Genomic DNA, 14,276 nt, shown 5'->3' with positions numbered 1-14,276 from the left:
ACCCCGCGGTCGCGGCGTCGGCTCGCGCCCGCGGAGCGCGGCAGGACGCGGACGCGGCGGGTGATCGGAGGGGACACGCCAACACCGGTCAGCGCTCAGCGCCAGCGGGGCACCGGGAACGGACTGGACGAGCCTCCGGGCGACCGGAGCCACCCGGAGGCCGGCCGGATCGTCACCGCCCGATCCCCCGGTACCGCAGGCCCAACCGGCGCATCTCCTCGATGTCGGCCTTCGGGAAGTACCTGCGCCCGTCGAACACCAGGCACGGGTGCGCGGCTCGCGCGCGCAGCACCGCGAGGTCGAGGTCGTGGAACGGCCGGTGGCCGGCGAGGACCGCGACGCAGTGCGCGCCGTCGACGGCGTCCTCGAGAGTCGCGGTCGGGCGGATCCCGAATCGGGCCCGCACCTCCTCGGCGTCGGCCAACGGGTCGAAGAGCCGCACCGCGCACCCCTGCGCACGCAACGCCTCGACGACCCCGGCGACCGGGGTGTTCCGGAGGTCACCGGTGTCGTTCTTGAAGCTGACGCCGAGCACGGCCACGACCGCCCCGGCCGGCGGAACGCCGAGGCCGGCCAGCTCCGCCCCGATCAGCCGCGCCGTGTGCTCGGGCATCCCGTCGTTGACCCCCCGGGAGACCGGGACGGTCCGCAGCTCGACGCCCCGGTCGCGGGCCGCCCGCCACACCATCCACGGGTCCTTCACCAGGCACGAACCGCCCACCCCGATGCTCGGCAGCAGGATGTTGACGTGGCGGTCTCCCTTGGGGAGCTGGTTGGTGGCCCCCAGGACGTCGAGCACGTCGACGTCGAACGCCGCGCACAGCTGGGCGACCTCGTTGGCGATGGCGATGTTCGCGTCGATCCACCAGTTCGTGGCGAGCTTGGCGACCTCCGCCGCCTCCGGGCTCGGCAGCGGGTGGGTGGCCGTGCCCAGGGTGTCCGCCCAGAATCGGACCGTGGCGGCGGTGCTCGCCGGACCTCGGCCCCCCACGATGATCGGGAGGGTCCGGAGCTGGGCCAGGGCGGCACCCTCCGCCAGCCGTTCGGGGCAGAAGGACAACCCGAAGTCCCGTTCGGCGCGGAGACCGGACCCCTCCAGCAGGGGGATGACCAGGTTCGTGGTCGTCCCCGGCGACACGGTGCTCTTGAGGATCACCAGGCACCCCGGCCGGATCCGGGCGGCGACCTGGACGCAGGCCTGCTCCAACGCGCCCGTGAGCAACGCCCCGTCCTCGTCGACCGGGGTTCCGACCGTGATGACCACGACGTCGGCGTCCCGCACGGCGTCGTGGTCGGTGGTGAACGTCAGCAGGCCGGTGTCCCGCACCCGTCCGAGCGCCTCCGCCAGCCCCGGCTCCGGAATGGGGCACTCGCCCGCCCGGAGCCGCTCGACCAACGACGCGTCGTCGTCGACGGCGACGACCGGCACGCCCAGTTCGGCGAGCGTCACACCGAGGCAGGACCCGACATAACCAAAACCGATGACCGCGACGCGGGGGGAATCCGAAACGAATCGCATGTTTGCCTCTCCGTCGCCGTCGGCGCCGTTCTCCGCGCGGGTGCAATGGTGGACGGCCGGCCCGGAACGGTGTGATGGACCGTGCCCGCGCGTCCATTCGACGGTAGCAGCGGGGGAACGGGGGCAACGTGTCCGACAATGCTCGAAATCGTATCCCGTGTAAACCGGGACGAATGGTTCCCGGCGAGGACAGGAACCGTTCTCCCCCACCGTTCGACGAGGATTTGTCGCAGCGTGCCCACCTCGGTGCGGAACCGAACTCCAGGCGTTTCCGCCGGGGAAGATGAGTGCCGAAAACGACATTCGCCGACGGAGAGGAGCGTCGCGTGAGCGGCATGATCAACATATTCCAGCCCGCCCTCGGGGAACGGGAGCTGGCGGCGGTGCGCGAGGTGTTCGAGAGCAACTGGATCGGCCGCGGCCACCGCACCGAGTCGTTCGAGTCCGACTTCGCGCGGCACATCGGGGTCGATCCGGCGAACGTCACGTCCCTGAACTCCTGCACGGAGGCGACGTTCCTGGCGATGCGCCTCGCCGGTGTTCGAGCCGGGGACGAGGTCGTCCTGCCCACGGTGAGCTTCGTGGGCGCCGCCAACGCCGTCGCGGCCCGCGGCGCGCACCCGGTGTTCTGCGACGTGGACCCGCGAACGCTGAACCCCACCGTCGACATGGTGCGGGCGGTGATGACGGAGCGGACCAGGGCCGTCGTCGTCCTGCACTACGGCGGCGTGCCGGGCGACATCGTCCGCATCGCCGAGATGTGCCGCGAGCGCGGTGTCCTGCTGATCGAGGACGCCGCGATCGCGGTCGACTCGCGGGTGGACGGGCAGGCGTGCGGCACCTTCGGGGACCTGGCCGTCTGGAGCTTCGACCACGGCAAGATCGTCGTCACCGTCGACGGGGGGATGCTCCACGCGCGGGACGCCGAGCTCGTCGCCGAGGCGAGGAAGCGCGCCTACTTCGGGCTGGAACAGACCAGCGGCTACGACCAGGCGCTGCGCAGCCGCACCCGGTGGTGGGAGTTCGAGATCTCGTCCTTCTCCCGCCGCTCGGTGACCAACGACGTCCTCGCCTCGGTCGGCCGGGTGCAGCTGGAGAGGTTGCCCGAGTTCATGCGCCGCCGCCGGGAGGTCGCCCGGCACTACGACCAGGAGTTCGCCGACCTGGGCGGGATGTGGACCCCGCCACCGCTGCCCGCCGGGCAGGAGACGTCCCACTACATGTACTGGGTCCAGTTCGAGGACGACATCAGGGACGACGTCGCCCGCGAGCTGTACGAGCGCGGGATCTACACCACCTTCCGCTACCCCCTGCTGCACAGGGTCGCCGCCTACGGCTCCCGGGCGGTGCTGCCGGGGGCGGAGCGGGCGGCGGCGAGGACGCTGCTCCTGCCGATGCACCAGTCCCTGACCGACGGGGACGTCGAGAAGGTCGTCACGGCGACCCGGGACGCGGTCCGCACCCGCCGGGCGGCCAGCCGGCGCTCCTGATCCTCCGGCCACCTGGTGACCCGCCGGCTCACCGGGTGGCCCGCCCGGCACCCGGGACCAGCGCGGGCCGGAGCGCGGGCGACCAGGCCTCCCGGCGGCGCGAGGGGGAGGGGCCGCTGGCACGGCGAAGAGCCAGGACCCGGAGGTCCTGGCTCGGCGTCGGCTCGCGCCCCGAGGGGATCAGCTCACGCGGACCTCGGGCACGTAGGTGATCCACCGCCCGCCCGCCCGGGTGAAGTCCCGCTCCCGCCGCATGATCTCCTCCGCGTGGTTCCAGGCGAACAGCAGCGCGTGGTCGGGGAACGGGTCGGCGAACGCCTCGGGCGGGCGGACCGGGAGGTGGGACCCGGGCACCAGACGCCCCTGCTTGGCGGGAGTGGAATCGCACACGAAGGGCACGAGGTCCGTCCCGATCCCGCAGTAGTTCGTCACCGTGGCGCACTTTCCCGGCGCGCCGTAACCGACCACGGTGCGCCCCTCGGCCCGCAGGTCCCCGAGCAGGGTGCGGAGGTCGTCCCTGATCCGGCCCACGGCCTGACCGAAGGACGCGAGGGTGTCCGGACGCGACAGACCGCGCGCGTGCTCCTCGGCCAGCAGGTCGGCCACCCGGGACCGCACCGCCCGGGTCCCCCTCCGCGCGAGCGTGTAGCGGATCTGCCCGCCGTGCAGGGGAGTCCGCCGCGCGTCGACGAGGTCGAACCCGAACAGCTCCGCCATCACCTGGACCGAGGTCACGCTGAAGTACAGGACGTGCTCGTCGTAGATCTGGTCGAAGGCGAGCCCCTCGACGATGGTCCCCAGGTAGGGCTCCTCGAACACGAACACCCCGTCGGGCGACAACAGGGTCCGCACGCCGCGCAACACGGAGCCGATGCCACCGATGTGGGAGATGGTGTTGGCGCCGAACACGACGTCCGCCGGCCCGTTCTCCTCGTGGATCTCGGCCGCGCTCGTCTCGTCGAAGAAGGTGTTGCGCACCGAGACCCCCTTCTCCCGCGCGACCCTCGTCACCGTGGTCGCCGGGTCCACGCCGAGGTGCCGGACACCGGCCCTGGCGATGGTCGAGAGCATGACGCCGTCGTTGCAGCCGATCTCCACCAGGAAGGGATCCCGCTCGGTCAGCTCGTCCTCCAGGAACTGGGTCGCGACGTCCGCGAAGTGGCGTCGATGGCCGTCCGATCCGGAAGCGTGGTACCGGTATTCACCGTGATAGCGCATTTCCGCCGGAACCTCGTCGACGAGTTGCACCAGGGAGCAGCGATCACAGGAACCGACGGCGAGCCGGAAGTGGAACTCGTCGGCCGTCTCCGAGGGCAGGAGAAAACCGTTCGCCATCGGCTGCCTGCCCATGTCGAGGAATTCGCTGACCCGGCTACCGCAGACGCGACATCTCCTGTTCATGGCGAGAAGTCTAGGCAGGACCAGGAAATGGCACTTCTCTCGAAATGCCTTTTTCGGGGGCCGCCCTCGCGTCGTTCCGAGCACGGCGGAACGGGGGCGGTGACGGCACCGAGGCGAACGGTTCATGGTGCGTTCGGGGGCCGGCTGGGGGAGGCCCGCCCGGTGGCGCGGCAGGACCTCGGGTCGTCCTCGTGCCCGGTGGTCGCGGGAACGGGCGCGGCGAACACCGGCCCGGGCCGCCGGCGGACCGGTCCTCGATATCCCGAGGGTCGGAACGCCCAGGAGGTCCGGGTCGCCGGTGATCGTTCGGCCCGAACTGGCCACCGAACCCGTGCCCCGGAGGAGGGGACGGACGGGCGCGACGCCCCAGCTCGTCCCCCGTCGGCCGACCCCACCGGACCGGCTTCGGGTGGGCGGTGCCCCCGGGTGGCGCTGCCCCCGCCGAGGTGATCGAGCTCGGCGTCCCGACGACCACGACCGGCCGCCGCCCGGTGGCACCGCGCCAGGGACGCGCGACGGGGTCCCCGCGCCAGGGCACGCCCCACGCGGACAGCGGCCCGGGGTGGTCGGCGGACATCGCCGGCGGGAGCCGGAGCCGACCGGGGGACCGGGTTCCCTCCGCACCCCCGGGTGCGCCCCCGCGTCGTTCCCACCGGGCCCGTCGGCGCCGTCTGCCCTCCGGCTGGGGGACGGCTCGGCAGCGCCGACCGCCACACCGGGCTACCGGCCGGTGGCGCCGGGGGTGGGGAGGCGGTGCACCGCGGGGGTGTTCTGGTACGCGGCAAGCCGCCACTCCCCGTCCTGCCTCACCACCAGCCAGGAGGCCCGGATCGCCTGGTCGTCGGACACCTCGGACTCACCCTCGGCCAACACCCCGCCCCGGGTGAGGAGCAGCGCGGTGTCCTCGGTGAGGAACCGGAGGTCCACCGGCCTGCCGGTGACCTGGGTGCCCCGGTACTCGTTCGCGTAGGCGTCGACGAGGAAGGACCGGATCTCCTCCCGCCCCTTCCGGTAGATGCCCGGCAGGATCATGGTGCCGTCCTCGGTGAACACGTCGGCGAACGCGTCCGCGTCGTGGTAGGCCCAGGCGGCGATGACGCGTTGGGTGAGCGCCGCGACGGCCGCCTGGTCGGCGGCGGAGGCGCGAGGGCTGCTCGAGCTCATGGTCGTCCCTTCGATCCGAGTGGTGGTCAGACGTACTGGGTGTTCGGCTCCAGGCCGCACAGGACCCGGCCGTACAGCTCCGCGTTCGTGTTGGGGTTCATCAGCGCGTGCAACGTCATCGCCTGGACGTCACGCACGATCCGCTGCATCGGGACGTCCTCGTAGATCGAGGAACCGCCGCTGGCCGAGGCGAGGACGTCGACGGCCTCCTTCGCCAGCCGGCACGTCGCGCCCATGTCGGCCCGCGCGCGAACCCGGTCGAGCAGGTCCCACTCCTGGTCGACGCCACTGGCGTCGACCAGGGACGTGAGCCGGCGAGCGTGGAACTCGGCCTGGTCGACCTTCATCGAGGCCTCGGCGACCTGCAGGTGCGTCAGCGGGGCGTCCCGCTGGCTCTCGTACGCGGTGTAGGTGATCTTGCGGGTGGGCAGCCGCCGGAGGAAGCCCTCCCGAGCCGCCCTCGCCAGACCCACCATCGTGCCGACGGACGACGCGGCGGCGACCGGGAGCAGCGGGTTCCGGTAGATCGCCGTGCCCGCGTTGCCCTCCGACGCGGTCCGGCCCTCGAGGACCACCGGCAGCGGGAGCACCCGCTCCTCGGGAACGAACACGTCCTGGGCCACGGTGCTGACGCTGCCGGTCCCCTTCAGCCCCGAGGTGTGCCAGTCGTCGACGACCAACAGGTCCGACAGCGGGACGAGCGCGACGACGGGGTAGGGCTCACCGTCCTCGGGGACCAGCACGGCGATGATCTCCTGCCACTGGGCGTGCAGGGCACCGCTGATGAAACCCCACTTGCCGTTGACCCTGATGCCCCCGCCGACCGGCGTGGCGACGGCGCTGGGACTCAACGTCCCGCAGATCCGCACGTCCGGGGTGGCGAAGACCTCGTCCTGCACCTCGTCCGGGAACTGGCACGCCATCCAGGTGGGGATGCAGTAGACCGAACTGACCCAGGAAGCGGCCCCGTCTGCCGCGCCGAGTTCGGCGACCACGTCCAGCAGCGTTCCCGTGTCGGCCTCGTACCCGCCGTACCGGGCAGGGGTGCGCAGGCGGAACACACCGGCTTCGGCGAGCGCCGCGACGGTGTCCTCGTGCAACCGCCGGTTGCGCTCCGACCAGGTCGAGTTGGCCCGGAGCACCGGCGCCGCCTCGGAGGCGCGGCGGACGAGTTCCTCCCTCGTCGGAACCTGAGTGGTCGACACATGTCCTCCCTGAGTGCGAGCGACGACGGTTCTGGTGGTACCCGGTGTCCTGTCAGCGCCGTGGAGCCGTGCGCCTACCCCCAGGCGGTGCGGGGACGAGGTACGCAGTCCGACACTTCCGCACCGGCGCCGGCGGCCGCATCTTCCACCGTGCCGGGACCAGGGCGGGGCGTGGCCCAGCAGGGTCGATGCCCCGTGGCGCACCAGGTCGCCGTGCGGAACCGCGCGGCCAGACTGGCCAGGGCGGCCACCGGAACGGTCCGTGAGGAGGTGGTGCCGCCCTCGAACCCGGTTCGAGCGGGCCGGGTGGAGCCGGGCTCGGCGCCTCGCGGGACAGGGCGTTCCCCGGTTGGCTCCGCGACCCACCCCGTCAGTCCTCGGGGCACCCGTGGCTCGCCGTGGCACGGGCTTCGGCTCCGGTGGGGGCGACAGCGCGGGGGGCACCGCGCGGCCGGCGGGACGCGAGACCGCGCGGGGCAACGAGCGGGCCGCCACCGGGACCCGTCAGGCCTGAGGCGGCACCGACGGCCGGGGGGAGCGGGGCGTCCCCGTCCACACCTCGGCCGTGCGGCGACCCCCATCCACCCGGCTCCCGCGAACCCAGCCCCGGCCACCCGCTGGCTCGCCCTGGGGCCGCGTGCCCCCAGGAAGCCCGGCGCGGCCAGCGAACCGACCCGCTCGGCCGGGCTCGACCTCGGACAGGCCGTGCCAGGCGGCGGCCCGGTCGGTGCACGACGACCGGATCAGGTCCTCCGCCTGGGAGGGCACCAGGCTCGACCGCCGCCGCCACCCGGACCTGACGGCGGTCCGCTCACCGCTCCGGACGTGGGTCCGGAGCGGTGAGGACCACCGTCACAAGCCTCCGCCGGCCGGTTCTCGTACGGCGCCGGACGGGCGAGCGTCAGCCACCCGGGGGAGCGGGACGGAACCCCCCGGCCCGTCCGGCTGCCCGCCATCCCGCTGACCGCCCCGGAGGTCGACGAGCCGGTCCCGCGCCCGGCAGCGGTCCGAGGCGCTCGCCAACAGGATCGGCGGATCGAAGATGGAGCGCGGCCGCAGGGTGACGTCCGCGGCGCACACTCCCTCCGCCTCCACCGTGACCGGGCCGGTGGTACCGAGGAGGGTTCGTTCGGCGGGTGGCCCGGCCGCGCGGTCCCCCCACCCGCGGTGCGGACGGCCCGCTGGCAGCGCGTGCGCGAGGACGTACCAGATCCCGGCCGGAACCCGGTCCATCGTGTACGGACCGGGCCCGTCCAGCACCACGCACTCGGCGGGTTCCCCCTCGGGGAGGCGACCGGCGAACAACCCCAGGAAGATGACCCGTGAGCAGTCCCACACCGCCGACTCCACGGTCCCCCGGACGCGGCTCGCCGGTCCCGTCGGCTGCTCGGGCACCGCTCGCCCGAAGGGCTCGGACACCGACCCGTCGCACTGGCGGTAGGTGGTGGGCGAGACACCCACGCTGTACCGGAACCGCGAGCTGAAGGTGCCGATGCTCGAGTAGCCCACCAGGTGGCTGATCTCGGCGACGGTGAGGCTGGTCGAGACCAACAACTCCTTCGCCCTCGCCAACCGGATCGCCGACAGGAAACGGCCGGGGGACACACCGGTGATCCGCTGGAACACCCGGGTGAAGTGGAATTTGCTGAACAGCGCGGTCCGCGCCAGATCGTCGATCGTCAACTGCTCGCCGAGGTGGTCGTACATCATCTCGATGACACGCTCGACCGCTTTCTCAACCCCCGATGTCATATCTCCTCCGTTCGACTTGGAGCCGGGTCGCCGTCGGTCCGGCGGAGTGAAGTTCGGTGTGCGCGTTCGCGGCCCGGTGGCGGCGCCGGAGTGGAGGCACGCGTGTCGGTGCGGAGTCCCCGAGCAGGAGGGGAAGGGCGTCGCCCGCCGAGCCCCCAGCGACCGTGGAGCCCGGTGCTCCGGCACCGCTCGGCTCCCGGTCGCTCCCGGAGCCGGCCGGGATCAGGGTCGCCCCGCTCCGGCCAGCCCGCCGAGGGCCGGCCCGGGCCGAGCCGCTGGTGAGGTCGTGATCCGAGCCCGACCAGCGACGACCCCGCCTCGACACCGGCGGGACCGGTGCCGCGCCGGTGGCATCGTCGTCCCGGACGGACGGCGAGCCGCGCCGCGTCCGCCCGAGCCCCGGCCCGCCCACCACATCGGCGGTCACCGCGTGGTCGGGGACAGCCCCCGAACCACTCGGTCCGGGATGCTCGGCACCGGCGACGAGCGCCGGGGACCACGAACGAGAACGGTGACGCGGAACGTGAGCCCGTTCTGGTTCCGGTACCGGCGGTCGGTTTCCACACGGGTGGTCCGGTCCGATCTCCCGTCGCCTCGACCAGCCGGGTAGCGGGATCACCGCCACCACCCGGCGGCACGCCGCACGGGGTCGCCGGAATAGGATTCCGACGCGGACGGACTCGTGTCCCGATGATCCGTGGCCGGCTCCCCGAAAAGGGTGACCGGCGTTTTCCGGGAACTGGTACCACGGCGGAACATCGACATCCTCCGGTGATGTTCTGTCGAACTGGAGCGAGTACCCGCCCCGGAGGCGGACTCGGCTCCGGTTGGCCCCCCGAGTGCCCGGTGGCGAGGTCCGCGAGCCTGCTGACCACTGCGCAAGGCGCCCCCAATCGGACGGGGTGTTTTCCCCGGATTCCTTTGACGACAGATCCTCACAGCGCCCCCGTTGCCCCGTCCACTTCAAACTTGCGGACTGTCCACGGCAGTGAACCATTCCCGGGGCCCCGGTGCGGACGGTTTGTGGTAGTCATCCGGGCCTCTTGGCGAGCCGGGGTGTCTCCGGGTATGGGGCCGCCACGACCCCGGTGGATGATCTCGCCGCCCGACCGGGACGACCCAGTCGACGACCCTCCCCGTGCGTGAGCCGTCGCCGCCCCACCGGGCCCGTTCCCGCTCCCATTCCGGGTGCCGTGGAGAACCAGCGCCGACGGGCGCCGGGCTTCCGTTCCCGGGGGCGGGTGGTGATTTTCTCACCCGATCGGACCGCTGTCGGTAAACCCTCCCGGGGCGGTCAGCCCCGGGTGGGGCATAACAGTGTTCACCCGCATTCCGACCAGCTTGGCCAGCGCGAATCCAGGCGTGGAACACGGTGTCCCCGTAGGAGCACTGGTCCTCCCCCTCGTTTCGCTGGATCCGGCACCTGGACGTTCTTGCTTCCGTGAGCAAAGATGTCGGCCGGGTGATCAGGACTTGCCGCACGGAGCGTAGACGGGATCGCTGATGACAACTGGGGACAACGCGTTCGGTGGCACTCGCGAGCCGCACGGCCGGGTGTCGGTTCGACGCGGCGCGAGACGGGGACGCCTGCTGGTAGCGGGCCTGCTGGCTGGCACGATGCTGGTCTCGACCAGCGCCGCGGCCTTCGACGAGGACCGGGGCCCGGCGCCGCTGGCGGGCGCGGAGCACACCGGCTACGAGCACGGCACCGTCGACGTGGACGGAATCGGCCTCCACTACGTGCGCACCGGTGAGGGCCCACCACTGGTCCTCCTGCACGGCTGGCCCGAAACCTGGTACCACTGGAACGAGGTCATGCCCGACCTCGCCAGGACGCACACCGTGCTGGCGTTCGACCTCCCCGGACTGGGGGACTCCGAGATTCCCGAGGACGGATTCGACAAGGCCACCACGGCGCACCGAATTCGCGCGGCGGTGCGCGAACTGGGATACGAGGAAGTCGCCCTCATGGGGCACGACCTCGGAGCGATGGTCGCCTACAACTACGCGCGGGACTTTCCCCAGGAGGTCAACAAACTGGCGGTGATCGAGGCCCCGCTGGCCGGACTCGGCCTCGAGGACATCTTTTCGGCGAGCTTCCACTTCCAGTTCAACATGGCCCCGGCCCCCGTTCCCGAGGAAATCCTCGACGACGAGGACGTGGAGGTGTACCTGGGCTATCTCTACGACGGCAGTTACCGCCCCGACCGGATCTCCCAGGAGGTCTACTTCGAGGCGTACTCCGATCCCGCCGTCCGCTCCGCCGGCTACGAGTACTACCGGGCTTTCCCCGAGGACGCGGCCGACAACCTGGCGCACGCCGAACCGAAGATCGACATCCCGGTGCTCGCGATGGGCGCCGAGTACGCGTTCGGTGAGGCCATTCCGGCCTCCTTCGAGCACGTCGCCGACGACGTGCGCCCGGTCATCGCACCCGATGCCGGCCACTTCGTGGCGCAGGAGAACCCCGAGTTCCTGATCGACTGCGCCGAGCTGTTCTTCGGAGCGTCCACCGGAGGGCCGGTTCCGGACGAGCTGACCAACTGCGTGGGCTGAGCACCACCGGCCGACCACCGCGGTGGTCGGCCGTGCCGGGCAGGGCCCCGGCACCCGACGCCGAGGCGGGCCCGCCCGTCCTGCCCGCCGCCTCGCGTTCGCCCGCGAGAGCGGTTCACCCGCCTCGACGGCGGAGGGATCGCCACGGGGGCCGTCGGACCATCCCGGCTGGGAGGGTCACCGCGAGTGCGTGGCCCCGGGGAGGTGCCCGCGAGGCGGACCCGGCCTGGTGCGGCTCGGCGCCCGCGCACGACCGCCGCCGCACTGACCCGGGGCACCCGACCCGACCGGTCCGCCGCCACCCCCGTGGCCGGCCGGCGTGCCGCACCTCGCCGGCGCACGATCCGACGGTCGCCGGTCTCGGTGCTCGTGACCGGACGGGACCGAACCGGCCGGCTGGCGGAACCAGACCTCGGCCCACGGTCGCCGCGCCGGTGCGGACGGGACCCGCCCGACTGCCGGTGTCGCGTCCGCCGGGTCGGCGGTGCCAGCCGGTCGGCACCGGGCTGGGCGGGGTCGGGTGGCACCGGAGTGCGGGGGCGCCCACGCCCGCCGGAGACGAGCGTGGACGCGTGACGGGACGGCGCCGCCGGCCACCGCCACCCCGAGCACTCGGAAGTCCGGGTCACGCCGGGCGCGGCCGAAACCGTTCCCATGCGGTGGCCACCGGCCGGACGGCCGGGGTGGCGGGTCAACCCCGCCCGGCGGCGGCGAGGAGGATCGTCTCGGCCGCCGCCGCGAGGTCGACGTCCAGGGGTGACCTCGCGCGGGCCCCCGAGGCGCCGGTCGCGGCGGGAGGCGCCGCCAGCATTCCGGATCGCAGGCAGACGACCCGGACTCCCCGATCGCCGAGCTCCCGGGCGAGCCGGTCCGACATCGCCTCGACGACGGTGTCGCCGAGCCCCGCCCCGTCCTGCCCCGTCGTGCCGCCGCCACCCGTCCACGCGGTTCCCGACACGGTGAGGATCACCCCCGACCCGCTCCTCGTCATCTGCCTGGCGGCGGCCTGCGCGGTGATCAGCTGGGCCGCCACCTGCCGGTTGAGCGCATCGACCAGTTCGGTCACCGACGCGTCCACCAGGGCGGTGCTGGTGGTGCGGGGAAGGGGCACCGCGTTGAACAGGATGTGCGGACCACCCGCCCAGGAGGTCACCTCGTCGATGTGGGCGCGGACGGCGCGGGGATCGAGCGGGTCCACCGCGGCGACCTCGGCGACGCCGCCCGCCTCCGCGATGCGACTCGCCACGGGTTCGAGGGCGGCCATGTCCCGCTCGGCGAGGAAGACGTACGCGCGCTCGCGGGCGAACGCCCGGGCCACCGCACCACCCAGCGCGCTTCCGGCACCGTAGACCACGGCGATCTTGTTCTCGAGCAGCACGCTCCGGTACTTCCTTTCTGCTGCGGCCTCGCGGTAAGTCGGTTATTCCCCGTCTTTGGCGATCGTTCGACATAACGGACACCGGTCGACGGACCGAGGCGTCCAGCAGAGTTCCGGTGCGATCCGAACGCGCACCGCCATCCAGGGTCCGCACTTCCGGCCTCGTCGCTTCGGTCTTCGCGGCGAAGCGGCCCGTGTTCGTCCTCCTGGACCCGGTATTCGGTTCTTTCCCGGCGTCGGGCCCTGCGATGCCCGAACGGTGACGACGCGGTTCGCACCTGGCCGAAGGAGTTCTGGGACTTTTTCCCTGATCCTAACCTCACGAAACTGCGACAGCCACAACCGGTACGAGAAGCGCGTCGCGTTTGCCTCGGGCGCCCTCCGCACCGGCCCCGAACGGCGGGCCCGGTACCCGACGGGCCTGGAAGCATCCACCGCCACTCGGGTATTCCTCGTATCGCCGCGAGAGGGGCGAGTGGCATCGCCACGTCCCCCTCGTATCGGGAGGACGCCCCGGGGAAGAGCCCCGAGGAGGTGAGGAAGCCGGGACGCGAATGCCGCGGGTGTGGACAATCCCTTGACGCGTTCCGACGGAATCGGAGGAAAGACGGCCGGGAGTCGCGGATGCACCGGGGCGAGGTGGGCGCCACCCCGTTCCCCACCCGCCGTCGACCCCCGCCCCGGGGTCCCCGGCGCCAACGGCGCAAGGCGCCGCTCCTCGCGGGCTCGGGCCGCTGGCGGTGCGGGCGCGATGAGCGCGCTCTGCCTGGTGGGGCCCGCCTGGCCGTTCCGGCGGGGATGCCCGGCGCGCCGCGCGTCGCCCCGGATGCCACGGCCGGGGACCGTCCCCGTCGACCGTCGAGATCCGCCAGCCGACCGGTGTCCGACGCCGTGTCGGGGCGTGGCGTGTCATGCCCGCCGCCGATGCGGCGAATTGCCGCCATCCGGTCGAGCCGGTCGAGTTCCATGGGTGGGGAAACCTCTGTGGGGTACCGGGGTCGATACCGCCCGTTCGTCGCGGAAAGGAGTGAGGACGCGCTGGCAACCGGGTGGGCCGCCGTGGAATCGGCCGAGGCGGTGACCGGTACGCGTCACATTACCAGTCCCGGCCGCCCGTGCCCTCCCCAACCGGAACGGTTGGAGCGCATCCCGCGTCGGCACGCCGTATTCGGAGCTGGGCGGCCAGCGAAAGGGACATCGGAGCTGGGACGTGATGAATGGTCGGACGTGCCCAGAACTGCGCGGAGGCCGCCGGATAGCCGGGCAGCGCTTAACTCGAACGGGCGGTTTTCTGCGGCAGTTGGTCTCGCGCCGGGTAGGGCTTTCGGCTGCCCCCGCTCCTTCCGTTAACCGAATGACAACCGCCCGCCGTGGTGGCGCGCGGGTCAGCACACCGCCGGGCGCCAACGGAAACCGACGGAAACGGGTGGTCACCGTTGGTCCTCGCCGCCCGTGCGGTCGGACACCCTGCCGACACCCCGCGTCGGATCGCCCAGGTGCGCGGGCGAGCTCGGGCGCACCCGGGTATCCCGCCAACCGTCCACGACGGGCGGACGCCGCGACCTGCCCTCCCCACCGCTGGTGCGAAACACGTCACACCCCGTGGTTCCCAACCGGCGGGACGGGCTCGGGGGAGCCCGGCGCGTCCCGGGCACCGGCATCCCGCGACGGCGCCCGGACGGGGACGCCGAGGGGCGGGTGCGGTCCGGTCCGCCACCAGATCGGCCGACCCACCCCAACGAGCTCCGCGCCACCCCGGCGGGTGGAGGCCGACCCGGAGCCGGCAGGACCACCCGGGTGGGGGTGCCAGC

At 72.7% G+C, this 14,276-nt stretch carries 8 protein-coding genes; 2 read left to right on the top strand and 6 right to left on the bottom strand.

Annotation, left to right across the window (positions count from 1 at the left end; genetic code table 11):
• Positions 1-172 precede the first annotated feature (172 nt).
• Positions 173-1,519 carry a nucleotide sugar dehydrogenase gene (locus tag G443_RS05295; protein ID WP_026420242.1) on the bottom strand — a complete coding sequence of 449 codons (1,347 nt, stop codon included), beginning with the start codon at positions 1,517-1,519 and terminating at the stop codon, positions 173-175.
• Positions 1,520-1,854: 335 nt separating this feature from the next.
• Between G443_RS05295 and G443_RS05290 the strand changes: the two genes are divergently transcribed.
• Positions 1,855-3,009 carry a DegT/DnrJ/EryC1/StrS aminotransferase family protein gene (locus G443_RS05290; protein ID WP_026420243.1) on the top strand — a complete coding sequence of 385 codons (1,155 nt, stop codon included), beginning with the start codon at positions 1,855-1,857 and terminating at the stop codon, positions 3,007-3,009.
• A 180-nt stretch (positions 3,010-3,189) separates the two neighbouring features.
• Here G443_RS05290 and G443_RS05285 read toward each other — a convergent pair whose 3' ends face one another.
• The 4 genes from G443_RS05285 to G443_RS05270 all read right to left on the bottom strand — a co-directional run bounded on the left by G443_RS05285 (position 3,190) and on the right by G443_RS05270 (position 8,531).
• A complete protein-coding gene (locus tag G443_RS05285; protein WP_026420244.1) occupies positions 3,190-4,410 on the bottom strand; it encodes a class I SAM-dependent methyltransferase in 1,221 nt (406 codons plus the stop codon).
• 720 nt (positions 4,411-5,130) lie between these two features.
• Positions 5,131-5,574, bottom strand: coding sequence for an SgcJ/EcaC family oxidoreductase (locus G443_RS05280; RefSeq protein WP_026420245.1), 444 nt, complete (start codon positions 5,572-5,574; stop codon positions 5,131-5,133).
• A gap of 26 nt (positions 5,575-5,600) precedes the next feature.
• Complete coding sequence (locus G443_RS05275; RefSeq protein ID WP_026420246.1) at positions 5,601-6,779, bottom strand: acyl-CoA dehydrogenase family protein; 1,179 nt, start codon at positions 6,777-6,779, stop codon at positions 5,601-5,603.
• 852 nt (positions 6,780-7,631) lie between these two features.
• Positions 7,632-8,531: a helix-turn-helix domain-containing protein gene (locus tag G443_RS05270; RefSeq protein ID WP_081715662.1), complete on the bottom strand. Its 900-nt coding sequence runs from the start codon at positions 8,529-8,531 to the stop codon at positions 7,632-7,634.
• Positions 8,532-10,034: 1,503 nt separating this feature from the next.
• Here G443_RS05270 and G443_RS05265 point away from each other — a divergent pair.
• The gene (locus G443_RS05265) at positions 10,035-11,087 is read left to right on the top strand and encodes an alpha/beta fold hydrolase (protein ID WP_211237596.1); all 1,053 of its coding nucleotides are present in this window, start codon (positions 10,035-10,037) and stop codon (positions 11,085-11,087) included.
• A gap of 691 nt (positions 11,088-11,778) precedes the next feature.
• Here the strand turns inward: G443_RS05265 and G443_RS05260 are convergent.
• Positions 11,779-12,465, bottom strand: a complete 687-nt coding sequence (locus tag G443_RS05260) for an SDR family oxidoreductase (RefSeq protein ID WP_051314289.1) — start codon at positions 12,463-12,465, stop codon at positions 11,779-11,781.
• Positions 12,466-14,276: the final 1,811 nt, after the last annotated feature.

Source organism: Actinoalloteichus caeruleus DSM 43889 (assembly GCF_000429185.2).
GTDB classification, from domain to species: domain Bacteria; phylum Actinomycetota; class Actinomycetes; order Mycobacteriales; family Pseudonocardiaceae; genus Actinoalloteichus_B; species Actinoalloteichus_B caeruleus.
The sequence above is the reverse complement of the archived record's forward strand: the minus strand, read 5'-3'. Positions and strand labels throughout refer to the sequence as shown.

Coding starts and splice junctions, on each gene's coding strand:
- G443_RS05285 (WP_026420244.1), bottom strand. CDS start 4,410: ATGAACAGGAGATGTCGCGTCTGCGGTAGCCGGGTCAGCGAATTCCTC.
- G443_RS05295 (WP_026420242.1), bottom strand. CDS start 1,519: ATGCGATTCGTTTCGGATTCCCCCCGCGTCGCGGTCATCGGTTTTGGT.
- G443_RS05280 (WP_026420245.1), bottom strand. CDS start 5,574: ATGAGCTCGAGCAGCCCTCGCGCCTCCGCCGCCGACCAGGCGGCCGTC.
- G443_RS05290 (WP_026420243.1), top strand. CDS start 1,855: ATGATCAACATATTCCAGCCCGCCCTCGGGGAACGGGAGCTGGCGGCG.
- G443_RS05265 (WP_211237596.1), top strand. CDS start 10,035: ATGACAACTGGGGACAACGCGTTCGGTGGCACTCGCGAGCCGCACGGC.
- G443_RS05270 (WP_081715662.1), bottom strand. CDS start 8,531: ATGACATCGGGGGTTGAGAAAGCGGTCGAGCGTGTCATCGAGATGATG.